We start from the raw sequence: 24,157 nt of genomic DNA on the forward strand, positions 1-24,157 counted from the left end.
CTCTCTCTCCGGTTGGTTGCTGCGCGCCGTTTAGGCGTGGAAGTCTGCGAGGTAGTGCTCGACGTCGAGGGCGGCTACACAACCGGAACCCGAGGCTGTGATTGCCTGTCGGTAGGTCGGGTCCATGACGTCACCCGCGGCGAACACGCCCCTGACGCTGGTCTTCGAGGTTCGGCCGTCGACGGCGATAGTTCCCTCCGGGGTCAGCTCCAGCTTGTCCTTGACGAGATCGGTGCGGGGATCGTTGCCGATCGCTACGAACACGCCGGAGACAGCCAGTTCTGTTTCCGTACCGTCCACGAGGTGCTTCAGGCGAAGGCCCGTAACTTTGTCCCCGCCAAGGACGTCCTCGACGCCGGTGTTCCACACGAAGCTGATCTTCTCGTGCGCCAGTGCGCGGTCGGCCATGATTTTGGAGGCCCGGAGCGTGTCGCGGCGGTGCACTACGGTGACGGACTTGGCGAACTTTGTGAGGAACAGGGCCTCTTCCATGGCCGAGTCTCCGCCGCCAATCACGGCGATGTCCTGGCCCTTGAAAAAGAAACCATCGCAGGTTGCACACCAGCTCACACCGTGGCCCGAGAGCCGCTTTTCGTTCGGCAGGCCAAGCTCACGGTACGCCGAACCCGTGGACAGGATGATGGCGCGGGCCTGGAAGGTCTCCCCTGTTCCTATGGTCACGGTTTTGATGTCACCGTCGAGGTCCAGTTCGGTAACGTCCTCGAACTGGATTTCAGTGCCGAAACGGGCAGCCTGCTTCTCGAAGTTCTCCATCAGGTCCGGGCCCATGATGCCTTCCGGAAATCCCGGGTAGTTCTCGACGTCTGTCGTGTTCATCAGTTCGCCGCCGGCCGTAACCGATCCTGCGAGCATCAGGGGCTTGAGGTTGGCTCGCGCCGTGTACACCGCGGCGGTGTAACCCGCAGGGCCGGAGCCGACGATGATGACATCACGTACTTCGGACGCGGTGTTTTCTGCGTTGCTCACTGAACGGTGAACCTCTTCCTTTGTCGCTGCGCCCGCCTGGGTGGCCGGCCACATGGCACAACTACTACATGGTGCTGAATATTCCGGCCCAGCCGGGCATCACAGAAGGACACCATCACCTAGGTTACCGGCTAACCCGCGAAGACAGGTGGCTGCCGTGTCTCAGATGCGCAGCCCTACTGCACCTTGATCTCGGCCAGGCGGAGCCCATAACCGTAGCGGGTCTTCGGGGCGGCCAGCTTCGGAAGTGACTTGATGGACACAATTACGTACTGCGCCGTAACAGGCTCCTGCAGTGGCATCGTCAGGTCCGGGGAGGTGAAGCTGTTGCTGCCGACCTGCTTGGCCCCATCCAGGGACGGGCTGTCGTTGGTGAAGACGCTGATGCTGCCGCCGGACGCCCCAAGCTGGCTCAGCGTGACGGAGGAGATCTTGGAGGGACCCTTCAGCTTGACCACCAAAGGCACTTCCGTGGCGAGACCGCCCCAGTTGTCCGTGGCGAACTCCATGTCCGACCAGAAGCTGGCACCGTTTCCGTCGAAGGTCTTGACCAGATCACCGTCGTAGGTGGCGGCAAAATCGAAGTTGCCAAGCCGGGTTACTCCCTCGATGGCAGGAGGGCCCGCTACGGGTGCGTTGCTGGCGCTTGCTGAAGGCGCACCGGACGCCGCCGACGGCTCGGGTGCGCTGGACGGGGATGTTGCCACAGCATTGGGCTGCGGGCTGCTTTTGAAGAGGCTTCCGAGGTTGGTTACAGCAAAGATCAGCCCCACAACGAGGACAGCGGCGAGAAGCCCGCCGACTAGCCAGCGCATGGACCGCGGTTCGCGACGGGGCTCGTCGTCATCGTCGCCGTAATATTCGTCGTCCTCGGCAGTGTCCCTGGCAGACGCCGGGAAGTTGCCGGGAGCACGGTCTGCCGCCCCCAGGCCTCCTGCGGCCATGCCGGCGGAGGCACTTGCGCGGCCCTGCCCGGCGCCGGGCTTATCCCGCGTGGGCTGACCGGCCGTCCGCTGGTCGCCGCCAGTGTAGTCGTCGTCGGACCACAGAGACACTTTGGGTGACTCGGCGGCGGCCACCGGCTGGGCGGCGGTCGGCTGGGCGGCGGTCGGCTCGGCCGGCCTGCGGGCAGCAGCGTTCTGGACGGGTTGGGGCGCCGTCGTGTGCGGTGTCGCCTCCTGCGGCGCGGTCTGGGGGGACTTTGCTGCGCTGGCCGCCGCGGCGCCGCCGGCAAGTCCTGCTGCAGCCGCAGCTGCGCCCGCACCGGGAGAGGGCGACGCCGTCGGCCGCGACGGCGCATTTGCCGGGCGGCTTACCGGAGATGCAGCAGGGGAACCCGGCTGCTGGGCTGCGGCCGGCTGGCCCTGACCGTAGTCGATGTACCCGGCGTCGACTTCCTCGTCGTCGTATAGCCCGTCGTAGGTTTCGGGTTCGTTGGACCGGGCCTGCCCGAAGATTTCGCTGCCGAGCGTGTCAGTGAAGAAGGGCTCAACGTAAGGAGGGTTGGACGACACCACCAGATCCAGTAGGTCAGCCGCTGAAGTGTGGTTGGTGATCAGGTATGTCGTGGATTCGCTGACGCCAAGATCCAGGATCTGGACGCTGCCGGGCCGCTCGCCTGTGGCCACCTCGCGCGCACTTTGCGCCACTTGATCAGCGTTACCCGGTCCCGCGACAAGGATGCTCACGGGACGGTTCAAGACCTGGTCCATCCCGTCCAGCACCAGATCCTGGTCATGCGAGGTCAGCACTGTAGCAGTGACCTTGTAACGGCCACCGAGTACTGATCCGACATCGATCGGGTGGGACACGGGCTCCTCCTAAGCTGTCCGGCAATTACCGACGCTGGTCACTTTATGAGTGACGATCAGCCCCCCGTTAAGCCGGTTGGCCGCTGGCCTGCAACTCACCTTGTTAGTCTTCGATCCTAGCCGATGCGCTGTCCGCGCCGTGGAGGCCCGGCTGTTCGAAAGCGGTCGAAGATCATTTTTTCTTCTTCCGTCCAAACGGAAAATACGGATTGTGACCCACCGGGCCCTGATAGGTCCTGCGCCCCGGGAGCGGAACGTCGCCCCGGCCCAAGCCCCCTTGCGCGGTGCTGGGAAGGTCTTCCGCGGGGAGATAGCCGCCCTCCGGTCCCGCGGGCCGGCCGAAGGAAGCTGCGTCTTCGTCCCTGATGTCAGGCCCGGCGCGGAAGGATGCCGCATCGAATTCACCGGAGATCCTCGGAATCAGGCCCGTATCGACGGAGACGGTGGCCCGTTCGGGGGCCGTCCGTGCAGGAGTGGCGCCGTCCGTGCCGGGTTCGGTGCGGGCCTGGCCGCCGGGTTCCGGGGACGGCCCCCGCCGGAGCCGGCCCAGCAGCGGCTGCAGCAGATCCCGGAGTTCGGTGACCTGGAAGGCCTTGAGCAGGACGAGGTAGACGGCCAGCATCACCGGTCCGACGACGGCGATCGTCACCAGCGCTGCAATGCGGCTGCTCCAGGCGAACCCGTCCGGGCTGTAGCTGCCCAGCAGCCACAGGCCCAGCGCGCCGGCGATGGCGGAGCCGAGTGCCGCATAGCCCATGCGGATATAGGAGTTGGCGATCCGCGGCCCGTCCAGGTGTCCGAGGAGCCGGCGCAGGAATAACGCGCTGACGATGACGGAGAGGATGTTGCCGCCGGTGTAGAGGATGGCGATGGCGAAGATGATCTGGTCAAACGGCAGGAACTGGATGGAGAAAGCGGACACGACGTTGACCAGGGCGAGGACCAGCTGGATGAAGAACGGCGTGCGTGCGTCTTCGTTGGCGTAGAACACCCGGGACATCATGAAGTTGGCGCTCATGAAGGGCGTGCTGAGTGCCAGGATGGTCAGCGTCTGGGCCAGCATGACGCCGTCCTGCGGCTTCCCGCCGGAGAAGAACATGCCCAGCGGGCCGGCTAGGGCAAACAGCGCCAGCGCCCCGAATACCGTGGCGACGGCCATGGTCCGCAGTCCGTGGGAGAGTGCGTTCCGCAGCTCGGCCCGGTTTCCATCCTGCGAGGCGCGGGTCATCCGGTTGAAGAGCACGGTGGCCAGGGACAGCGCAATGATGGAATGCGGCAGCAGATAGAGCTGGCTGGCCACTTCCAGCACGGCGTTTCCTGGCAGGGTGGCCGCGGCCGGGTCACCGGCGTGTTCCAGGCGCAGCCGCTCGGCACCGGGGATGGTGGCAATGCGCATGACATACAGGAATGCGAGCTGCCCGACGGCGGCGGTAGCCAGGGTCCAGGCGCTCAGTCTTGCGGCCTGGCCCAGCCCGACGCCCCGCCATCCGAAGCGGGGCCGGAGGCCGAGCCTGAGCCGGAACACCGGGACCAGCAGGATGGCCGTCTGGGCGATCACGCCGATCGTGGAGAACCCGGCCACCAAAATCGTCTGGAAGGATCCCCAGTTGTCCAGGGTGTGCGGGTTGGCGACGTTGGCGCCCATGATCCCGATGAACATGCCGAGTCCGGCGATCGCCACGATGTTGTTCAGGATCGGAGCCCACATTGCCGGCCCGAATGCGCCATTGGCGTTCAGTACCTGCGTCAGCAGGGCATACAGGCCGTAGAAGAAAATCTGCGGAAGGCACCAGAATGCGAAAGACACGGCCAGCGATTTCTGCTGGGGCGAATAGCCCTGCGTTGTCAGCTCGATGACGGACGGTGCCAGCAGCGTCACCAGCAGGGTCAACGTCAGCAGCACCACGACGGCGAGCGTCAGGAGCCTGCTGATGTAGTCCGCTCCCCTGTCAGGCGCCCGGCTGGCCTTGATGATCTGCGGGACCAAAACCGCGTTGAAGACACCGCCCGCGACCAGCAAGAAGATCAGGTTCGGCAGGTTGTTGGCGTTGATGAACGTGTCGTTGACGGTGGAGCCGAGGCCGAGCGCGGCTCCCAGCATCCAGGTTTTGCCGAACCCCAGGAAACGCGAAACCAGGGTTCCGGCGGCCATGATGGCGCTGGAGCGTGCTTCGCCGGGGTGGGCGGCCTGGGAATCGGCGGGACCGGGGCGTGAGGGGGTGGGTTTGGCGGATGACATTGTCTTCATCGTCTCACCCGGGCGTGCCTTTGCGCGCCACCCGTGGCCGGAAGCGGCGGCCCGCGTGCCCCGGATTCCCTCAGCGGTCTTCCGGGAGGACTTCCTTGGCGAGATCGGCAATCCGGCGCTCGTTCGGGAAGGAGAGCTTGCGGGCCAGTTCGTGGATGGGGACCCAGGCAACGTCGACAGCTTCTTTGTCGGGATCGTTCTCGATGGTGAGTTCCCCGCCAGTAGCCTGCAACAGGTAGTGATGGACGGTCTTGTGGACCCGGTGTCCGCTGACAGTGAACCAGTAGTCAATGCTTCCGAGCGGCGCAAGGATCTTGCCTTCGATGCCCGTTTCCTCCGCGATTTCGCGCACGGCGGCTTCCTCGTTGCTTTCCTTGCCTTCCGGATGTCCCTTCGGCAGGCACCATTCGAGGCGTCCTCCGCGGTTGAGCCGGGCGATAATCGCAACCCTCAGTTCGGCGTCGGACGTGTCCACCACGACGCCGCCGGCAGAGATTTCCTCCACGGTGGGCAGGGAGGCCTGTCCCGTGTGCTGGACGGGCGCGACATTGGCACCGATTGCCGATGGCAACGGTGCGTTTGTCCTCCTGCCGGGAGCGCTCGGTACGGGGTGGGCCATGAAGTCCACTCTAACTACTCTTGTCCGCTGATGATGACCTAAACATGGCTCCAAAGTGGACGGCCGGGAAAGTGGTTTGCCGGCGCCGCGGTCCTTGCCCGGTCCCGTCCGGGGCCAACGCCGGGATTATGCGACGGATCCGGTGTGGTGCTCGCGCGGTTTTCTGACAAGCTTAAGAAACTATGGCGCACGCACATCACAAGATTGACACCCACACCGTTGAATTCCAGGTGGACCCGGTGGTTCTGGAGCTTGGGCAGCGGTTCGTCGACGCCGGCCATGAACTGTCCCTCGTTGGCGGACCTGTCCGCGACCTCTTTCTCGGAAGGGTGTCCCCCGACCTGGACTTCACCACGGACGCGACCCCGGACCAGACAGTGGCGCTGATCAGGAAGTGGGCGGACAACTACTGGGAGATCGGGCGCGCCTTCGGCACCATTGGGATGCGCAAGGGCGGATTCCAGATCGAGATCACCACGTACCGGGCCGACGCCTACGATCCCGACTCCCGCAAACCCGTGGTGGCGTTCGGGCATTCCCTGACGGATGACCTCCTGCGGCGGGACTTCACCATCAACGCCATGGCGCTGCGCCTGCCGATGCTGGACCTCGTAGATCCCTTCGGCGGCGTCCGGGACCTGCACGCCTCCGTCCTCGCCACTCCGGGACCGCCGGAAACGTCCTTCTCCGACGATCCGTTGCGCATGATGCGCGCCGCCCGTTTCGCGGCCCAGCTGGGCGTGAGCCTGCGCGAGGACGTCCGCGAGGCCATGACCCGGATGGCCGAACGGATCACCATCATTTCGGCCGAGCGCGTGCGCGACGAACTGGTCAAGCTCATCTGCGCCGCCCATCCCCGCGCCGGTGTGGACTTGCTGGTGGACACCGGGCTCGCGGAGTTTGTCCTGCCCGAGGTCTCGGCCCTGCGCCTCGAATCCGATGAGCACCACCGCCACAAGGACGTCTACCAGCATTCGCTCCAGGTCCTGGAGCAGGCCGCGGAACTGGAAACGGGCGCGGACGGCGACGTTCCCGGCCCTGATTTTGTGCTGCGGTTTGCGGCGCTCATGCACGACGTCGGCAAGCCGGCTACGCGACGCTTCGAACCCGGCGGCGCGGTGAGCTTCCGCCACCACGACATGGTGGGGTCCAAACTGACCGCCAAGCGGATGAAGACACTCCGTTTCGACAACGACACCATTAAGGCGGTCGGCAGGCTCGTGGAGCTGCATATGCGGTTTTACGGCTACGGCGAGGCGGGCTGGAGCGATTCCGCCGTCCGGCGGTACGTCACTGACGCCGGCCCCCTGCTGGAGCGGCTCCACAGGCTCACCCGCTCTGATGTCACCACCCGGAACCAGCGCAAGGCGGACCGTCTATCCTTCGCCTATGACGACCTGGAAGCCAGGATCGCGGCCCTGCGGGAGCGGGAATCCCTTGAAGCCGTCCGCCCGGACCTGGACGGCGGGCAGATCATGGCACTCCTTGGACTCAAACCCGGGCCCGTCGTGGGCCGCGCCTACAAGTTCCTGCTGGAAGAACGAATGGAGCACGGCCCGCTTGATCCCGCCGTGGCGGAGGCTAAAATTCGAGAATGGTGGGCAGCTCAGCCCGAGTCTTCAGCCGCCGTCGAACTGTCCACCACTGAGGAGCCCTAAGTGATTGCACCTTCCAACGGCCCGCGTCCGCAGCTGTGGATCCTGCGGCATGGTGAAACCGAGTGGTCCAAGAGCGGGCAGTACACCGGGCTCACCGACATGCCGCTCACGGTGGAGGGCGAGCAGCAGGCCGTGGAGGCGCGCAAGGTTCTCGAGACTGTCGACTTTGACCTCGTGCTGACCTCCCCCCTGCGCCGCGCACGCCGGACCGCCGAGCTCGCCGGCTACCCCGATGCCCAGCTGGAGCCGCTGGCGGTGGAATGGGACTACGGCGACTACGAGGGCATCAGCTCAGACCTCATCCGCAAGGACAACCCCGAATACCTGATCTGGACGCACGGCGTCCCCAACGGTGAAGCGCTCGACGACGTCGCCGCGCGGGCCGACAAGATCGTGGCCCGGGTGCTGGAATCCGGCCTGGATAACGTGCTGATCGTCGCGCACGGACATTTCTCCCGCATCCTGACCGCCAGGTGGCTCGGACTCGATCCCCGCGAGGGCCGGCACTTTGTGCTGGGTACCGCCAAAGTCTGCACCCTGGGTTGGGATAAGAAAACGCCGGCGATCGTCCGCTGGGGCCTGTAAATACATTCAAGGAAAGAACTTCCAAAAAACTTTATGAATTCAGTAGTCACCTGCTGTATTCGTAGGGTAGTTTTGTTTCTGTCCCCAGAGCGTCTTGCCGGGGACATGGCGCGCGTCGCCCGGCCAGTCAGCCGGAGCCACGGCAGGACGGAAAAGGAGGTTGGGAAAATGAATACTTTGACTAGCGGATGGAAAGTCACCTCTGCCTCTTCCCCGGCCACTGTCGCTGAACCGCGCCCGATTCCCGGAATGACTGCCTCCTGATTCACCCGCTCCCCGTCTAGGCGTCACCGCCAGGCCGGCGGAGCCCAGGTGACAGGCGGGACCTCCCATGAGGAAGGTCCTTATGCAGCAGCCCGGACAAGCGGACCCTCGCGGTTGCGCAGCACCCCATAGTTCGGAACCCAGCTTCTTGTTGGGGTTCATCGCGCTACCGCGGCCAGGGGCCATTCCTCGCTCCGGCGAAACATATCCCGCTGCCGGGCATTTACGGACCAGTTATTGCCCCATTAGTGGACGCTAATTGCCGTACCCGAAAAACCGTTGTTCTTCTGATGAATAGGGCTTTATTTGCCATGCCCAATTCTATTCATTGCAGCAGTGCTGCACTAAGGCGCAGCACTGGCTAAAGACACAACACCGCCCAAAGAAAGGTCCATCGTGTCGATCGCCACCAACACCAGCCCCGGCCGGACAGAGGCGCTGCCGCTGTCGCCCAAGCCAAGCCACCGACGGGAGGTGACAACCATGATGAAAAAGCTCCACGACGTCCTGATCTTTTCGAGGAAGCCGGCGCGCAGGGAAGCTACCCGTTTCAACGGAGCGCTGCTCGACCAGAAACGCGAGGACGTCTTCGCCGCAATGCGCGAGATCGGCCTGCTCCGCTGAGCGACGGGCTTCCGCCGCCGCGCACCATCAGCGCGCGGAAACGTGCCTCAGCAGGACTGTGCTCAGCGAAGGAGGATCTGATGGCTGACATCGGAACCGGTCTGCAAGGAGCCCACGCGGCGACGCGTGGGCTCCCGCAGTTAAGCGCCGGCGGCGAATCGACCTTCCGGGCCCGGCCGAAGCGCGACCGGCAGCGGCAGCCCCGGTAAGCTCAAGGGCATGCAGGAGACAAAGCCGCCGGAGCACCGCAAACGGGCCCGACTGGTCATCCCGAGCCGCAGCGACCTGCTGCTACGGAACTTCACAGAGCTAATCGGCGGTCCCATGGGCCACCGCTCGGCACCGGGCATTGTCTCGCCGGGATTCTTCACCGTGGAACGGGTTCTGGTCCTGCTCACCGTCCTGGCCGCGTTGACGGGGATCCTGGTCAAGAATTACTGCCGCATCAACGGCTGGGAATCCCCCGGACAGTTCTACGCCACGTGCTACTCCGACTTCCCGGAGCTGTTCCGGAACCGCGGACTTGCCGACGGCGCCTTCCCCTTCATCACGCACGGCAGCTTCTTTGAATATCCCGTGCTCATGGGGTTCATCGCCGGCGCCACAGCCTTGCTGGTCCCGGGCACCGGCGCCAGCAGCCCGCGCGCCCTGGCCTACTTCGATATCAACGCCACGCTGATCGCGGCAGTCTGGATCGTCACGGTCCTCGCCACGGCACGGATGACGCGCCGGCGGCCCTGGGACGCCGCCATGGTGGCCCTCGCCCCCGGAATTGTCCTGGCGGGCGTCATCAATTGGGACATGTGGGCTGTCGGCCTGCTGGCCGCCGGGATGTACTTCTTTTCCCGCAACAAGCTGGTCCTTGCCGGGATCTTCATCGGCCTCGGCACGGCGATGAAGCTCTACCCGTTGCTGATCTTGGGCGCCATCCTGCTGCTGTCCCTGCGGACCGGCCGCTTCCGGGCGGTCCTGGTCACCGCCGGTGCGGCGGCAGCCGCCTGGCTGGCGATCAACCTTCCGGTAGCCGCCCTGAACCCGGACGGCTGGAAGTACTTCTACCAGTTCACCCAGGAACGGCCTGCGGGCTACAGCTCCCTGTGGTTCGCCTACAACCTGGTGGCCGGGCGCCTGGGCTGGACACCGCTGCAGGCTGAAGCCATCAACTCCGCGGCGTTAAACGTGTTCCTGCTGGCCTGCATCCTGGTTGGCGTGCTCGCCCTCACGGCACCCCGGCGCCCCAGGCTCGCGCAGCTGGCCTTCCTGATCGTCGCGGCGTTCATCCTCACCAACAAGGTGTACTCCCCGCAGTTTGTCCTATGGCTGATCCCCCTGGTCGCCCTCGCCCGTCCACGCTGGCGCGACTTCCTTCTCTGGCAGGCCGTCGAAGGGCTGCACTGGGCTGCCGTCTGGATGTACCTGGGGCAGGTGACGAGCGGCGGCGCGGCCCAACACAACATCGACATGCCGTACTACGTCCTTGCCGTGGCCTTCCACATGCTCGCCACCGTATACCTGATGGTCCGTGTGGCCTGGGACATCTGGGACCCCGGCTATGACGTCATCCGCCGCCATGACATGGATGATCCCCACGGGGGCCCCTTCGACCGTGCCCCGGACTGGTTGCGGCTGGATCCCCTGCGGCCCTCGGCTTCCCTGCTGCCCTGGCGGAAGGCGACGGCCGATGCCTGACGTCGCCGTCGTCGGCTCCGGCCCGAACGGGCTGGCCGCAGCAGTGACGATGGCGCGGGCCGGGCTCAACGTGCACGTATACGAGGCCGCCCCCACGCCCGGAGGCGGCCTTCGCACCGCCGAACTGATGGAGCCGGGCCATTTCCACGACGTCTGCTCTGCAGTGCATCCGATGGCACTCGCGTCCCCCTTCTTCCGGGAGTTCGAACTCTCCCGACGCATCATCCTCAGCGCGCCCGAGGTCTCGTACGGCTCCCCCCTCGACGGTGGCCGGGCAGCACTGGCCTACCGTTCCCTCGACCGGACAGTTGCCGGGCTGGGGCGGGACGGCGCTGCCTATGGCCGACTGATGGCGCCCCTGGTCCGACGCGTGGAAGGCATCACGGACGTGGCCCTGAATCAGCTCCTTCGGGTACCGAGGGACCCTGCGGCCGCCGGCGTGTTCGGCCTCAGGACGCTGGAGCAAGGTTCGCCGCTGTGGGGTGCCCGGTTCCGGGAGGAACTGGCCCCGGCCCTGCTCACCGGCGCCGCAGCCCACGCCGTCGGACGGCTGCCTGCCCTGGCTGCGGCAGCCGCCGGCCTGGTGCTGGGCGCGCTGGGCCATGCCGCGGGCTGGCCCATTCCGCAGGGCGGATCGGCCGCAATCGCGCAGGCCCTCATCGCGGACCTCGAAGCCCATGGCGGCGTCGTCGAGACCGGAAACCGGATCGGATCCCTGGCCGATTTGCCCCCCGCGAGAGCCACCCTGCTTGACGTTGCCCCTCCCGGGCTCCTGCGGCTCGCGGAGGGACGGCTTCCGGCACGCTACCGCCGGGCGCTGGAATCCTTCCGGTTCGGGAACGCAGCCTGCAAAGTCGACTTCATCCTCTCCGGCCCCGTACCGTGGGCGGCCCCCGGACTGGCGGACGCCGGGACAGTCCACGTGGGCGGGACGAGGCATGAGATGGCCGAGGCGGAAAACCAGGTGGCGGCGGGCCGGCACCCAGCCCGGCCGTTCGTCCTGGTCTCCCAGCCGTCACGCTTCGATCCCGGACGTGCTCCGGCCGGCCGGCAGGTGCTCTGGAGCTACTGCCATGTTCCGGCCGGTTCCGCCGTGGACATGGGCGAGGCCGTCATCGCCCAGCTTGAACGCTTCGCTCCCGGATTCAGGGACATCATCGTCGAGTTCAAGGTGACGACGGCGGCCGGGCTGGCGGCGTACAACGAGAACTACGTGGGCGGGGACTTCAGTGCCGGCGTGATGGACGTCCCGGGCCTGCTACGGCGTCCGGTCGTCGGTCCGGTGCCGTGGCGGACGCCCCTGCCGGGCGTCTACCTGTGCTCGTCCTCGACGCCGCCGGGCCCTGGCGTCACCGGGATGCCCGGCTACCATGCGGCGAGGCATGCCCTTAAAGACATGTTCGGTCTGCCCGTGCCGGACCTGGGCTTCGAACCCTAAGAGCCCACCAGCCGCGCTGCCGAGAGCCGGCCGTCCCGCATGATCGCCCTCGCGTCCGTCAGCCGGACAAACTCCGTCTCGTGGGTAACCATGACCGTTGCGACATTGAATTCGTCGGTGACCTGCCGCAGCAGTGAAACGATGGCCTCGCCACGTTCGTGGTCCAGGGCCGCCGTCGGCTCGTCGACGAGCAGCAGCGCGGGGCTGCCCATGAGTGCGCGGGGAATGTTGACGCGCTGACGCTGCCCGCCCGAGAGCTGGTGCGGCCGTTTCGACAGGACGCCCCCGAGGCCGGCTTCCCGCGGAGGTGGTCACCAATCGCGAGCTGCTCCACCGCGGTCAGCGACGGCAGGAGGTTCGGTTGCTGGAAGATGATCCCGATCTTCTCGCGGCGCAGCGCCGTGCGGCCGGCAGCCTGGACATCGAATCGACCGAGGGCGAGGGCACTGTGGTGGCCATCCGCCTGCCGCTCGGAACCGGGGCCGGCGCCGACCCGGCTGCAGACAAGGCAAGCCAGTGAACGACATCCGGGTGCTCCTTGTGGATGACCACCCGGTGGTGCGGGCCGGGCTGCGGGCCATGTTGAGCGATTTTGCGGGCATCCGGGTTGCCGCTGAGGCCTCCGACGGCGGTGCGGCGCTGGCAGAGCTGGCCAGGCTCCGCACCCTCGGTGAGCCGGTCGACGTCGTGCTGATGGACCTGCAAATGGGTGCCGGCATGGACGGCGTTACGGCGACCGGCAGGATCAAGGCCGGCGAAGCGGGACAGCCGGCCCCGACCGCGCTCATCCTGACCACGTACGACTCCGACGCGGACATCCTCGCCGCCGTGGAAGCCGGCGCCAGCGGCTACATGCTTAAGGACGCGCCGCCGGAACAGATCCGCCAGGCGGTGCTCTCCGCCGCTGCCGGCCAGACGGCCCTGGCACCCGAAGTGGCCGCGCGGCTCATGGGCCGGATCCGGAATCCGGAGCCGGCGTTGACCGCCCGCGAGATCCAGCTCCTGGAACTCTTGGCCACCGGCATGGGCAACCGGGCCATTGCGAAGCAGCTGTTTATCTCCGAGGCCACGGTCAAGACCCACCTGGTGCACATTTACGGGAAGCTCGGCGTGGACAACCGCACCGCGGCGATCTCCGTCGCGACGCAGCGCCGGGTCATCCGGCGGACCTGAGCCCCGTTACCCGCTGGCGGCGGCCCAGCATCATGTGCCTGCGCCATGTGCCTGCATCATGTGCCTGCGTCATGTGACAAGGGAGTTGTCCCCAGCTCAGTGCATAATGGCGCGATGGGGAACTCATCAAAACTTTCACTCGCCCTTGTGGGTCTCGTTCTTGGCGCCTCGCTGGTGGCCTGCGATGACGGGCGCTCCGGCGCCCAGGACGCCGCGAAGAAGCTCGCTTCCGGGGTAGCCGCGCTCGACATCGGCTCCGTCGCTTTTGACGGCAAGGACTCCGGGGCGGCAAACGACCAGCTCAAAGAGGTGTTCAAGGCGCTCGATCCGGCCAAGCCGTCGGTGGAGGCCGGAGAGCTGAAACTGGATGCCGACACGGCTAAGGTCCCGCTCAACTACACCTGGAAGGTGGGCGCCGACGAGTGGAAATACACTGTTTCCGCCCAGCTGAAGAAGGCGGGCGACAAATGGCTCACCGTCTGGAATCCAGCCATTTTGGTGCCGGACCTGGCCGACGGGGAAGTCCTCAGCGCATCCACCGAGACACCACAGCGGGCACCCATCCTCGGCGCGGGAGACGTCCCGCTGGTCACTTACCGGCCGGTGGTGAACGTCGGCATCGACAAGCCCCAGCTCGGCGGGGCCGATGCCGCGGACTCCGCGACCAAGCTCGCCCAGTTGGTCGGCGTGGACGCGGCCGCGTACTCCAAGCAGGTGGCGGCAGCCGGGGCCCAGGCGTTCGTTCCCGCCATTACGCTGCGCGAAGACGGCAGCCGGACCATCACCGACGAACAGATCGCAGCGGTTCCCGGCGGCCGGGCCATCAACGACATGCTGCCGCTGGCCCCCACCCGCACGTTCGCGCGGGCCCTGCTGGGAACTGCCGCCGAGGCCAGCGCGGAACAGATCGAGAAGTCCGGCGGCGCGCTCAAGCCCGGGGACACCACCGGCAACGGCGGCCTCGAGCAGCAATATGACGCGCAGCTGCGCGGTTCCGAGGGCATCGTGATCCGGGCCCAGAAGTCCGGCCTGACGGCAGAGGAGATCAAGGCGGCGGCCGCTGACCCGCGCCGGATCCTTTTCCAGGAGCCGATCAAGCCCGGGACCCCGCTGAAGACCACGCTCGATCCGAAGCTCCAGCAGCTGGCGGAGGACGTCCTGGGCAAGGTCGGTCCGGCCTCGGCCATCGTGGCGCTCCGCCCGTCGACCGGTGCCGTCCTCGCGGCCGCTTCCGGGCCCGGCAGCAACGGCTACGACACGGCCATGCTTGGCCAGTACGCGCCGGGTTCAATCTTCAAGATGGTGGATTCCCTGGCGCTCTTCCGCAACGGAATGACCCCTGACTCCAAGGTCGAATGTACCCCGACCCTGACGGTGGACGGGCGGACGTTCAAGAACGCTGAGGGGTACCCCGCGTCCTCGCTGGGCTCAGTGACCCTCCGCGAGGCTTTCGCGCATTCCTGCAACACCGCCTTCATCAATGCGCGCGACAAGGTCACCCAGGCGCAGCTGGAAGCCGCCGCCACCTCCCTCGGGGTCGCCGTCGAGGCGCCGGCACTGGGTGCCGCGGCCTTCCTCGGTTCCGTCCCGGGCGCGGCCGAGGGCACCGAACACGCCGCCTCCATGATCGGGCAGGGCAAGGTCCTGCTCTCCCCGCTCGCGGCCGCCATCATGGCCGGCTCGGTCGCCAAGGGAGCGCCCGTTTCGGCGCAGCTGGTGCTGAATCCGAACGCCTCCGCCGGCGCCCAGCCCCCCGCGCCCGGCAGCCCCGCGGCGACAGGCTCGGCCCCGGCCTCGCCACCGGCCTCGCCAACAGCGGCCGGCGACGCGTCAACGTCCCCACCCGCCCCCGCGAAGACCTCCGGCACGCCGGTGACGGCCGCGGAAGCGGCCTATTTGACGGACATGATGCGCGCCGTCGTGACTTCCGGCCACGCCGGCTTCCTTGCCTCCGTGCCGGGCGCGCCGGTGGGTGCCAAGACCGGCACCGCCGAATTCGGCACGGATGACCCGCCGAAGACCCACGCCTGGATCGTGGCAGTGCATGGAGACCTCGCCGTCGCGGTGTTCGTGGACGACGGCGGCCTGGGTGCCACGACCTCCGGGCCGTTGCTGAAGCAGTTCCTCACCCAGGCCGGCTGAGCCGACCCTCCCGCAGTTCCGGTAGCGAATCGGCGGACCCTCCCGCAGTTCCGGTAGCGAATCGGCGGACCCTCCCGCAGTTCCGGTAGCGAATCGGCGGACGCTCCCGCAGTTCCGGTAGCGAATCGGCGGACGCTCCCGCACGCCCGTGAGGAGCGTCCGCTGTCGCGGGAAGATGCACGTGGGAAGATTGACTGCGTGGCTCATATTGACGTTTCCGGCATCGACTACTTCCTCTCCGACGGCACCCAGCTCCTGAACGGGGTGACCTTTAAGGTCCCGGACGGCACCAAGACGGCGCTGATCGGGCCCAACGGTACCGGCAAAACGACGCTGTTCCGGATCATCTCCGGCGACCTCGTTGCGGATGAAGGCGTGATCGGCCGCTCCGGCAACATGGGCATCATGCGCCAGTTCGTGGGCCAGGTCCGGGACGACTCCACGGTCCGCGACCTGCTGGTCTCTGCTGCCCCGCCCGCGCTGGCCACTGCCGCGCGGACCGTCGACGAGGCCGAACTCGCCATGATGGAGCACGACGACGAACCCACCCAGATGGCCTACGCCCAGGCGATCGTGGACTGGGGCGACGCCGGCGGCTACGACGTCGAAACGGTCTGGGACGAGGTCTGCATGGCCGCGCTCGGGGTGCCCTTCGACCGCGCACAGCACCGCCCGGCGTCGAGCCTCTCCGGCGGCGAGCAGAAACGGCTGGTGCTCGAGGCGCTCTTCGCCGGCCCGGACGAGCTGCTGCTCCTGGACGAACCGGACAACTACCTCGACGTCCCCGGCAAGCGCTGGCTTGAGGCCAAACTCAACGATTCGAAGAAGACCGTGTTCTTCATCAGCCACGACCGAGAGCTGCTGAACAACGCCGCGGGGCGGATCGTCACCCTGGAGCCGGGCATCAACGGCGCCGGGGCATGGATCCACGGCGGAGGTTTCGGCTCGTACGTCGACGCCCGCGCGGACCGCAACGCCCGCTTCGAGGAACTGCGCAAACGCTGGGACGAGGAGCACGTAAAGCTCAAAGAACTCGTCAACATGTACAAGAACAAGGCCGCGTTCCGTTCCGACATGGCCAACCGCTACCATGCGGCGCAGACCCGACTGGCGAAGTTCCTCGAAGCCGGGCCGCCCGAGGCCCTGCCGATCGAGCAGAACGTGCAGATGCGGCTCAAGGGCGGGCGCACTGCCAAGCGCGCCATCGTGGCCGAAAAGCTGGAACTCACCGGACTCATGCAGCCCTTCTCCACGGAGGTCTGGTTTGGCGACCGTGTCGGCGTCCTGGGCTCCAACGGCTCCGGCAAGAGCCACTTCCTGCGCTTGCTTGCCACCGGCGGCACCGACCCGGAGCGGGAGCACCTGCCCGTGTCCGACGTCGATATCGCCGAAGTGCCGCACGAAGGCACCGTGAAGCTCGGGGCCCGCATCCGGCCCGGCTTCTTTGCCCAGACCCACGTCCGGCCCGATCTGTTGGGCAAGACCCTGCTGGAAATCCTGCACCGCGGCGACGAGCACCGCTCCGGGCTGGGCCGGGAAGCCGCTGCGGGAGCCCTGGACGGCTACGGACTCGCTTCGCAGTCGGAACAGAAGTACGAATCCCTCTCCGGCGGCCAGCAGGCCCGGTTCCAGATCCTGCTGCTGCAGCTCTCCGGTGCAACGCTCCTGCTCCTGGACGAGCCGACCGACAACCTGGACCTGCACTCGGCCGAGGCCCTGGAACGGGCCATCGACCACTTCGAGGGCACCGTCCTGGCGGTCACGCACGACCGCTGGTTTGCCCGCACCTTCGACCGTTTCCTGGTCTTCGGCTCCGACGGCAAGGTCTATGAGTCCGCCGAGCCCGTCTGGGACGAAAAACGCGTCGAGCGCGCCCGCTGACCCACAGCAACGCAGCCTTCCCAGCAACGCGGGGTCACATACCGCCCAGTCCGCGGCCGTTCTTGGGCGCGGAATGACCCCGAGTCGCTGCGCAGCAGATGATTAGATGCACAACTGGCCCAACTTGCCCGACACCCGCCGGAAGCAGTGATCGAATGACCAAAACCGCGACAGACCTTCAGCTCAAGTCCGCGACAGGGGCGACGTTTCTGGTGTTCGGCATCAACGGACTCGTCTTCGCCAGCTGGGCGGCACGCATCCCGGCGGTCACGGACATCCTGCGCATCACCTCGGGGCAGATGGGAACCCTCTTGCTGTGCGTGGCCGTCGGCTCGCTGATTGCGCTGCCCACCGCAGGGCATGTGGTGGGCCGGATTGGAACGGCCAACGCGGTACGGACCGCCGGTCTGCTGGCGGCCGCGGCCGGCGTGGGAGTGGCCCTCTCGCTGCTGGCGGCATCCATTCCGGGGACGGCAATCGCGCTGTTCTTCTTCGGGATCGGAATCGGCCTGTGGGACGTTTCCCAGAACATCGAAGGGGCCGACGTCGAACACCGGCTCGGGCGCACCATCATGCCGCAGTTCCACGCGGCCTTCAGCGGCGGAGCCTTCCTGGGCGCCCTCATCGGCGCGGGCTTGTCCGGTTTGGGCGTCGGGCTGCCGGTGCACTTGCTTGCCATCGCGGCGGTGGTTGCGGTGCTGACCGCCGTGGCTCCGAGGTACTTCCTGCCGCACGTCCCGGCGTCCCCTCCGGCGTCGGGAGATGAGACTGCGCGCACGGCCGGGGCGGCCTGGCGGGATGGCCGTACCCTGCTGATCGGCGTCGTGGTCCTCGGCGCCACACTGACAGAGGGCGCCGGCAACGACTGGATCGCCAAGGCGTCTGTAGACGGGCTCGGGGCCTCGCAGTCCACGGGTGCTCTGCTGTTTGCAGCCTTCGTGCTGGCGATGACGGCCATGCGCTTTTTCGGCGGCCGCGCGATCGACGTCTATGGCCGTGTCGCGGTCCTCCGCGCCAGCATGGCCGCGGCCGCGGCAGGGCTGGGGCTGTTCGTGTTTGCGGGTAACATCTGGCTGGCCACCGCCGGAGCCGTGCTGTGGGGAGTGGGAGCAGCCCTCGCGTTCCCGGTCGGCATGTCGGCAGCAGCGGACGAGCCCAGGCACGCCGCCGCCCGCGTGTCGGTCGTCTCGACGCTGGGCTACATTTCGTTCCTCGCCGGTCCGCCGTTGCTCGGCTACCTTGGCGATGCGAACGGAATCAGGCTGGCCCTGCTAGCTATCGGGGTCCCGATTCTGGTTGCGCTGCTGCTCGCCGGCGCCGCGAAGCCCCTGCGCGCCGGATGAGGAGCCGCGGGGAATCGCTGAGGGGCCAGCACTCGGGGTGATCGCCCCCCCATCCACCGGCCGCGCCCCCCGGCCGGGCAGTAAGGTGGACAGATGCGAAGCATGCTGAGGAAAGCGCCGGGCCGGCTCGAGAAGTTCGACCGCAGACTGGTGCGGGCGGTGTCGGCCCTGCCGGGCGGTAGCCACGACGAGTTCTTCCGGGCGTTGTCCGCGGCCGCGACCAACGGGAAACTGTGGCTCGGGATTGCCGGCGTCCTGGCCCTGGTGCCGGGGAAGACCCGGCGAGCTGCCCTCCACGGCGTCCTGGCGCAAGGTGTGGCGTCCGGTGTCACAAATCTGGTTTTCAAGTCCCTGCTGCCCCGGGCACGCCCCCTTCCAGAGCACCTGCCAACCTTCCGGTTCGTCCACCCGCAGCCCACGAGTTCGTCCATGCCCTCCGGCCACTCCGCTTCAGCCGTCGCCTTCGCGCTCGGCGTCGGAATGGTGCGCCCGGCCCTGGGGGTCGCACTGGCACCCGCCGCCGCGGGTGTCGCCTACTCCCGGGTCCACACCGGAGCGCATTGGCCTTCCGACGTACTGTTCGGCTCGGCGATCGGCGCGGGGGCCGCGATGGTGACGAGAAAGTGGTGGCCGGTCCGCCCCCCGTTCCCGGACACCCGCCGCACCGCCGTCCGGACGGTCGAGCTGCCCGACGGGCACGGGCTGGGCATCGCCGTGAACACCCTCGGTGGTTCTTACGCCGACGAGACCGCGGATGCCCTCCAGAAAGTATTCCCCAAAGCGTATATTAAGGAGATCGCCCAGGACGAGGACGTCGCTACGGGAATCGCCGGCGTGGCAACCCGGCCCGGCATCGTGGCCCTCGGCGTCTGGGGCGGCGACGGGACCGTCGGTACTGCCGCTGCTGCCGCCGTCGAGCACTCCCTTCCGCTGCTCGTCCTGCCGGGCGGAACGCTGAACCACTTTGCCCGCGATGCCGGAACGCCCACGCTGGAGGCTGCCGTTGCAGCGGCCTCCCGGGGTGAAGCCGCGCTGGCCGACGTGGGGCACGTGGCCGTCGAACGCGGCCTTCCCGACAGCCCCGAACACCTCGAGCTGACCATGCTCAACACTGCCAGCATCGGCCTCTACCCGAATCTGGTCCGGCGCCGGGAGCAGCTTCAGCCGGCGCTGGGTAAGCCCCTGGCCGGTGTGGTGGCGATGTTCAGGACCTTCGCCGCAGGCACCCCCACTACGCTGATCGTCAATGGCGTCCGGCACAGGCTTTGGATCATGTACATCGGCCGCGGCCGGTACTACCCGCGCGACCACGCCCCGCTCGTGCGTCCCGTGCTGGACGACGCCGTCCTGGACCTGCGGATGATCACGGCCGACGAGTCCTTTGCGCGGCTTCGCCTGCTCTGGGCGGTGCTGACGGGGACCGTGGCCACCTCCAAGATCATGCACCTGACCGAAACGGACAAGATCACCGTGGAGCCGGGGAATTCGACCATGGTCCTGGCTGTGGACGGCGAGGTCATGCCCGGCGTGCGGCGAGTCGACTTGACGGTCCGGCGCGGGGAGTTGACGTACTATTCGCCGGCACCCTGAGTCTGCTCCCGAGTCATCCTCCCGGACTACCCTGACCTCGCCCCTGAATCATCCCTGAGACCGTCGAAATGCACGGGCTGCGTCTGTAGCGTGGGGTGTAGCCCGGACCATTGATCACGGCGGTCCGGAAATCCCCTGCTACGCAAAGGAACGCTTCCATGATCGAAGCAAGAGGCCTGACCAAAGTTTATGGCGACAAGACCGCCGTTGCCGGCGTCAATTTCACGGTCGAAGCCGGCCGCGTCACCGGCTTCCTGGGTCCCAACGGGGCCGGCAAGTCCACCACCATGCGCATGATTATGGGGCTGGACCGGCCGACGTCGGGCTCGGTGACCGTCAACGGCTCCCCCTTCGCCCGTCACGCCGCTCCGCTGCGCGACGTCGGCGCCCTGCTCGACGCCAAGGCCGTGCACACCAGCCGGTCCGCGTACAACCACCTGCTCGCCATGGCGGCAACGCACAGCATCCCCAAGACGCGCGTGCACGAGGTCATCGACATGACCGGCCTGGCCGACGTGGCCAAGAAAAAGGTCAAGGGTTTCTCGCTCGGCATGGGCCAGCGGCTGGGGATCGCCGCCGCGCTGCTCGGCGATCCGCAGACCATCATTCTGGACGAGCCCGTCAATGGCCTCGACCCGGAGGGTGTGGTCTGGGTCCGCAACCTCGTCAGATACCTCGCCTCTGAGGGACGCACGGTGTTCCTCTCCAGCCACCTCATGAGTGAAATGGCCGTCACGGCGGACCACCTGATCGTGATCGGCCGCGGACGGATCATCGCCGATGCGCCGATCCAGGAGATCATCACCGGCAAGGGCCAGAGCCGCACCCGCGTCCGCACCGACCAGCCTGACCGGCTCATGAATCTGCTGGCCGGGACCGGAGCCTCTGTTGAGGTCCAGGAGAACGAACTGCTGGAGGTCAAGGGCCTGGATCCGCGGCAGATTGCCCGCACCGCTCTCGATAGCCATGTCATGATCTACGAACTCACCCCGCTTCAGGCCAGCCTCGAGGAGGCCTACATGGAACTGACCAAGGATGAAGTCGAATACCACTCGCTGATCACCTCGGGTGCCGCCGCTCCCGTCCAGTCCGGAGGCAACTAGGCCATGAGCTCCACTACTCTCGAACCCACACCTTCGCGCCGCGGCGCGCACGCCGGCACCGATGTCCGCCCCGAACGCTCCGGCGACGGCAGCAGCTCCGGTCCCGGACCCAGCTTCCTGCGCGTACTCAACTCCGAATTCATTAAGTTCCGGACCCTGCTGTCCACGCTGATCCTGCTCGGCGCCACTGTCCTTGTCATGGTGGGCTTCGGCGCCCTTTCCGCCTGGGGAACGGGCCAGTTCTCGCAGGCGGCAGGCAGGGACCCGCAGGCCGCCGCCAGGATCGCGGCCCAGGGCGGCGACCTCGCGGTCAGCGTGCCGACCTCCGGCATCGCTTTTGCCCAGTTGATCCTCGGTTCACTTGGCGTGCTGCTGATGAGCTCCGAGTTCACCACCGGCATGGCACGGTCCACTTTCGCCGCAGTGCCGAAGCGCATTCCGGCGTTTGCGGCCAAGCTGCTCGTCGTTGTGCTGACCTCGTTCGTCATCACGGGCTTCTCCACCCTGCTCGCCGGACTCGTCTCCGTCCCGATCCTCGACAACTACAACCTCACGCTGGATCTGGGCAGCCCGCAGTCGGTCAAACTGCTCATCGTCAACAGCATCTACGTCGCCGCGGTCGCCGCAATCGGGATGTCCCTGGGCACCCTGATCCGCAATTCGGCAGGCGGCATCATGAGCCTGGTGGGCCTGTTCTTCGTCGCCCCGATCGCGTTCCAGCTGATTCCGGGCGACTTCTTCGTGGAAGCACGGAAGTACCTGCCCGGGAACACGGTCAGCCCCCTCACCGCGGCGGAACACGTGCCTGACACCCTGGAAGCCTGGCAGGCCGCCCTCGTCCTGGGCGCCTGGGTTGTCCTTCCGCTCCTGCTCGCCGGCTTCCTGTTGAAGAGGCGCGATGTCTAGGCCGGACCAGAAGCCCACCGCCTAGGCTCAGAGCACGCCTTGCCCGTGAAGGACGCGCCAGCCAGCCAGGGTGACGCGTCCTTCGCTGAAATCGCCGCCCGCCGCCGGGGCAGGCCCCGGCGGTATCTGTTCCTGCATCCGCGGGTGATGGATGAGGCCGTGCTGGTGGTCCCCAGCAGCACGGAGTACTGACCGGTAGCCCTGAAGCAGTGGTTTCAGGCACATTACAAAATTGCCCCAGGGTCAACTTCCGTTGCGCCTTACTGTGCCGCGTTAGAGTCCCGCCCTGAATGGAACGGCGTCATTTGTGGGAATGCACAACGGCGGCCGTGGTGTGCCGGTCTAGTGTGAGACGACGATGTGGCGCGGCACACGGCCCGCTGTAGACACGAGGGCCACGCCTCACCGCACAGGCCTGCCCAGACAATCCCCCGAAGGACGGCGCTTCCATGCACGCTGACCAGCAGCTCTCAAAATCCCTGAAACCACGGCATCTTTCCATGATCGCCATCGCCGGCGTGATCGGCGCCGGCCTGTTTGTCGGGTCCGGTGCCGCCATCCAGCAGGCCGGCCCGGGCATCCTCGTCGCCTACGCCGCGGCAGGACTCGTGGTCATTCTGGTGATGCGAATGCTGGGCGAAATGGCCGCGGCCAACCCCGAGACCGGCTCCTTCTCCACCTACGCCGACAAGGCCCTGGGCCGCTGGGCAGGGTTCAGCATCGGCTGGCTCTACGCCTGGTTCTGGATCATCGTGCTCGGCATTGAGGCCACGGCCGGCGCCGCCATCATGCACCGCTGGGTGCCGGGCATCGACCAGTGGGTCTGGGCCCTCGCCCTGATGATCCTGCTGACCCTGACCAACCTCGGTTCCGTGAAGTCCTACGGCGAGTTTGAATTCTGGTTCGCCTCCATCAAGGTCGCGGCGATCGTGCTGTTCCTGATCTTCGGCGTGGCCGCGATCCTCGGCCTCATTCCCGGCGTGCCGGCACCCGGCCTGAGCAACCTCATCGAAAACGGCGGGTTCATGCCCAACGGCCCCGGTGCGGTGCTTGCAGGCATCCTCGTCGTCGTCTTCTCCTTCTTCGGCGCCGAAATCGCCACGATTGCCGCCGGCGAATCCGAGAACCCCGTCGACGCCGTCAAGAAGGCCGTGAAGTCCACCGTCTGGCGCATCCTCGTCTTCTACATCGGTTCCATCGCTATTGTGGTCACCCTGCTTCCGTGGAACTCCGCCACCGTCGCCAAGAGCCCCTACGTCGCGGTGATCGAGCTCTTCGGCATCCCCGGCGCCGGCACCATCATGGACATCGTCGTTTTGACCTCCGTGCTCTCCTGCCTGAACTCCGGCCTCTACACTGCCAGCCGTATGCTCTTCTCCCTGTCGCGCCGCGGCGACGCTCCCCGGGCCTGGATGCGGATCTCGAAGCGCGGCGTGCCGGCCGCCGCAGTGCTCGCCTCCACAGTGGTCGGTTTCATCACCGTCGGCCTGAACTACATCGCCCCGGACACGGTCTTCCTGTTCCTCGTCAACACCTCCGGCGCCATCGCGTTGTTCGTCTGGCTCGTGATCGCAGGCTCCCAGCTGATCCTGCGCCGCCGCATGGGCGCGGCCGCCAAGGACCTGGAGCTGAAGATGTGGCTCTTCCCGTACCTGACGTGGGTGGCCATCATCAGCATCGTTGCCTTGCTGATCGGCATGGTCATCCTGGAGTCGACCCGCGAATCCCTGCTGCTCTCGATGGCCCTCGGCGCCGTCGTGGTGGGGATCGGCCTCTGGCGGTACCGCAAGCACGGCACGAAGGCCGCCGTCGGCGCTGCCGCCACGCCTGGGATGCCTGTCACGTCCGGCACCGGTCCGGCCGCGCCGGACACCAAGACCGGCACCGCTTCCGCCATGCCTGTCACGGGACGCACTGCCGCGCCCGACGCCGCCGAAACCGATCTCGAAGAAACCGCCGCCGCCGGCCGTCCGGCGTCGTAATTCCCACGGGACATGCCCTCCTCCGGCGCCCAGGGATGGACATAGTGGCACTATGTCCACGCCCCGACGCCGGGGGAGGGCATGTCCGGGTGCGGCCCGGTGCAAGACCTGGGC

Annotated in this window: 19 protein-coding genes and 1 pseudogene; 15 read left to right on the forward strand and 5 right to left on the reverse strand. The window is 67.0% G+C overall.

Annotated elements, in window-relative coordinates; genetic code table 11:
• Positions 1-30: 30 nt before the first annotated feature.
• From trxB to AC1DCZ_RS07650, 4 genes are all read right to left on the reverse strand, one after another.
• A complete protein-coding gene (trxB, locus tag AC1DCZ_RS07635) occupies positions 31-987 on the reverse strand; it encodes a thioredoxin-disulfide reductase (protein ID WP_476974047.1) in 957 nt (318 codons plus the stop codon).
• 176 nt (positions 988-1,163) lie between these two features.
• Positions 1,164-2,798, reverse strand: a complete 1,635-nt coding sequence (locus AC1DCZ_RS07640) for an ABC transporter substrate-binding protein (RefSeq protein ID WP_476974048.1) — start codon at positions 2,796-2,798, stop codon at positions 1,164-1,166.
• Between the two features lie 172 nt (positions 2,799-2,970).
• Positions 2,971-5,037 carry a murein biosynthesis integral membrane protein MurJ gene (gene murJ / locus AC1DCZ_RS07645; protein ID WP_476974129.1) on the reverse strand — a complete coding sequence of 689 codons (2,067 nt, stop codon included), beginning with the start codon at positions 5,035-5,037 and terminating at the stop codon, positions 2,971-2,973.
• 79 nt (positions 5,038-5,116) lie between these two features.
• Positions 5,117-5,665: an NUDIX hydrolase gene (locus AC1DCZ_RS07650; protein ID WP_476896873.1), complete on the reverse strand. Its 549-nt coding sequence runs from the start codon at positions 5,663-5,665 to the stop codon at positions 5,117-5,119.
• A gap of 182 nt (positions 5,666-5,847) precedes the next feature.
• Here AC1DCZ_RS07650 and AC1DCZ_RS07655 point away from each other — a divergent pair, with 182 nt between their 5' ends.
• The 5 genes from AC1DCZ_RS07655 (at position 5,848) to AC1DCZ_RS07675 (ending at position 11,923) form a co-directional block, all read left to right on the forward strand.
• The gene (locus AC1DCZ_RS07655; RefSeq protein WP_476974049.1) at positions 5,848-7,323 is read left to right on the forward strand and encodes a CCA tRNA nucleotidyltransferase; all 1,476 of its coding nucleotides are present in this window, start codon (positions 5,848-5,850) and stop codon (positions 7,321-7,323) included.
• The gene (locus AC1DCZ_RS07660) at positions 7,324-7,908 is read left to right on the forward strand and encodes a histidine phosphatase family protein (protein WP_476974050.1); all 585 of its coding nucleotides are present in this window, start codon (positions 7,324-7,326) and stop codon (positions 7,906-7,908) included.
• Between the two features lie 660 nt (positions 7,909-8,568).
• Entirely contained in the window at positions 8,569-8,796 is a 228-nt protein-coding gene (locus AC1DCZ_RS07665; RefSeq protein WP_476974051.1) for a hypothetical protein, read from the forward strand.
• Positions 8,797-9,015: 219 nt separating this feature from the next.
• Positions 9,016-10,485 carry a glycosyltransferase family 87 protein gene (locus AC1DCZ_RS07670; RefSeq protein WP_476974052.1) on the forward strand — a complete coding sequence of 490 codons (1,470 nt, stop codon included), beginning with the start codon at positions 9,016-9,018 and terminating at the stop codon, positions 10,483-10,485.
• On the forward strand, positions 10,478-11,923 hold the full coding sequence (locus AC1DCZ_RS07675) for a phytoene desaturase family protein (RefSeq protein WP_476974053.1): 1,446 nt from the start codon (positions 10,478-10,480) through the stop codon (positions 11,921-11,923). The genes AC1DCZ_RS07670 and AC1DCZ_RS07675 overlap by 8 nt, the downstream gene beginning before the upstream one ends.
• Here the strand turns inward: AC1DCZ_RS07675 and AC1DCZ_RS07680 are convergent.
• A pseudogene (locus tag AC1DCZ_RS07680) lies at positions 11,920-12,344 on the reverse strand (ATP-binding cassette domain-containing protein); the annotation flags it as partial. The gene AC1DCZ_RS07675 and the pseudogene AC1DCZ_RS07680 sit on opposite strands and share 4 nt — an antisense overlap.
• Between AC1DCZ_RS07680 and AC1DCZ_RS07685 the strand changes: the two are divergent.
• The 10 genes from AC1DCZ_RS07685 (at position 12,285) to AC1DCZ_RS07730 (ending at position 24,043) form a co-directional block, all read left to right on the forward strand.
• Complete coding sequence (locus AC1DCZ_RS07685; protein WP_476974054.1) at positions 12,285-12,443, forward strand: hypothetical protein; 159 nt, start codon at positions 12,285-12,287, stop codon at positions 12,441-12,443. The pseudogene AC1DCZ_RS07680 and the gene AC1DCZ_RS07685 sit on opposite strands and share 60 nt — an antisense overlap.
• Positions 12,440-13,096: a response regulator gene (locus AC1DCZ_RS07690; protein WP_476974055.1), complete on the forward strand. Its 657-nt coding sequence runs from the start codon at positions 12,440-12,442 to the stop codon at positions 13,094-13,096. Before AC1DCZ_RS07685 ends, AC1DCZ_RS07690 begins: the two co-directional genes overlap by 4 nt.
• Before the next feature lie 114 nt (positions 13,097-13,210).
• Positions 13,211-15,238, forward strand: coding sequence for a penicillin-binding transpeptidase domain-containing protein (locus tag AC1DCZ_RS07695; RefSeq protein ID WP_476974056.1), 2,028 nt, complete (start codon positions 13,211-13,213; stop codon positions 15,236-15,238).
• Positions 15,239-15,436: 198 nt separating this feature from the next.
• On the forward strand, positions 15,437-17,119 hold the full coding sequence (locus tag AC1DCZ_RS07700; protein ID WP_476974057.1) for an ABC-F family ATP-binding cassette domain-containing protein: 1,683 nt from the start codon (positions 15,437-15,439) through the stop codon (positions 17,117-17,119).
• Positions 17,120-17,274: 155 nt separating this feature from the next.
• A complete protein-coding gene (locus AC1DCZ_RS07705) occupies positions 17,275-18,462 on the forward strand; it encodes an MFS transporter (protein WP_476974058.1) in 1,188 nt (395 codons plus the stop codon).
• 93 nt (positions 18,463-18,555) lie between these two features.
• Positions 18,556-20,052 (forward strand): bifunctional phosphatase PAP2/diacylglycerol kinase family protein, encoded by a 1,497-nt coding sequence (locus AC1DCZ_RS07710; protein ID WP_476974059.1) that lies wholly within the window; start codon positions 18,556-18,558, stop codon positions 20,050-20,052.
• A 158-nt stretch (positions 20,053-20,210) separates the two neighbouring features.
• Positions 20,211-21,155, forward strand: a complete 945-nt coding sequence (locus AC1DCZ_RS07715; protein ID WP_476974060.1) for an ABC transporter ATP-binding protein — start codon at positions 20,211-20,213, stop codon at positions 21,153-21,155.
• Positions 21,156-21,158: 3 nt separating this feature from the next.
• Positions 21,159-22,061 (forward strand): ABC transporter permease, encoded by a 903-nt coding sequence (locus AC1DCZ_RS07720; RefSeq protein WP_476896857.1) that lies wholly within the window; start codon positions 21,159-21,161, stop codon positions 22,059-22,061.
• A gap of 45 nt (positions 22,062-22,106) precedes the next feature.
• Positions 22,107-22,253 (forward strand): hypothetical protein, encoded by a 147-nt coding sequence (locus AC1DCZ_RS07725; RefSeq protein WP_476974061.1) that lies wholly within the window; start codon positions 22,107-22,109, stop codon positions 22,251-22,253.
• Between the two features lie 257 nt (positions 22,254-22,510).
• Complete coding sequence (locus tag AC1DCZ_RS07730) at positions 22,511-24,043, forward strand: amino acid permease (RefSeq protein WP_476974062.1); 1,533 nt, start codon at positions 22,511-22,513, stop codon at positions 24,041-24,043.
• The last annotated feature ends 114 nt before the right edge of the window (positions 24,044-24,157 follow it).

Source organism: Arthrobacter sp. 10N418 (genome assembly GCF_056394725.1).

Coding starts and splice junctions, on each gene's coding strand:
- murJ (WP_476974129.1), bottom strand. CDS start 5,037: ATGTCATCCGCCAAACCCACCCCCTCACGCCCCGGTCCCGCCGATTCC.
- AC1DCZ_RS07715 (WP_476974060.1), top strand. CDS start 20,211: ATGATCGAAGCAAGAGGCCTGACCAAAGTTTATGGCGACAAGACCGCC.
- AC1DCZ_RS07705 (WP_476974058.1), top strand. CDS start 17,275: ATGACCAAAACCGCGACAGACCTTCAGCTCAAGTCCGCGACAGGGGCG.
- AC1DCZ_RS07730 (WP_476974062.1), top strand. CDS start 22,511: ATGCACGCTGACCAGCAGCTCTCAAAATCCCTGAAACCACGGCATCTT.
- AC1DCZ_RS07650 (WP_476896873.1), bottom strand. CDS start 5,665: ATGGCCCACCCCGTACCGAGCGCTCCCGGCAGGAGGACAAACGCACCG.
- AC1DCZ_RS07710 (WP_476974059.1), top strand. CDS start 18,556: ATGCGAAGCATGCTGAGGAAAGCGCCGGGCCGGCTCGAGAAGTTCGAC.
- AC1DCZ_RS07720 (WP_476896857.1), top strand. CDS start 21,159: ATGAGCTCCACTACTCTCGAACCCACACCTTCGCGCCGCGGCGCGCAC.
- AC1DCZ_RS07670 (WP_476974052.1), top strand. CDS start 9,016: ATGCAGGAGACAAAGCCGCCGGAGCACCGCAAACGGGCCCGACTGGTC.
- AC1DCZ_RS07655 (WP_476974049.1), top strand. CDS start 5,848: ATGGCGCACGCACATCACAAGATTGACACCCACACCGTTGAATTCCAG.
- AC1DCZ_RS07675 (WP_476974053.1), top strand. CDS start 10,478: ATGCCTGACGTCGCCGTCGTCGGCTCCGGCCCGAACGGGCTGGCCGCA.
- AC1DCZ_RS07695 (WP_476974056.1), top strand. CDS start 13,211: ATGGGGAACTCATCAAAACTTTCACTCGCCCTTGTGGGTCTCGTTCTT.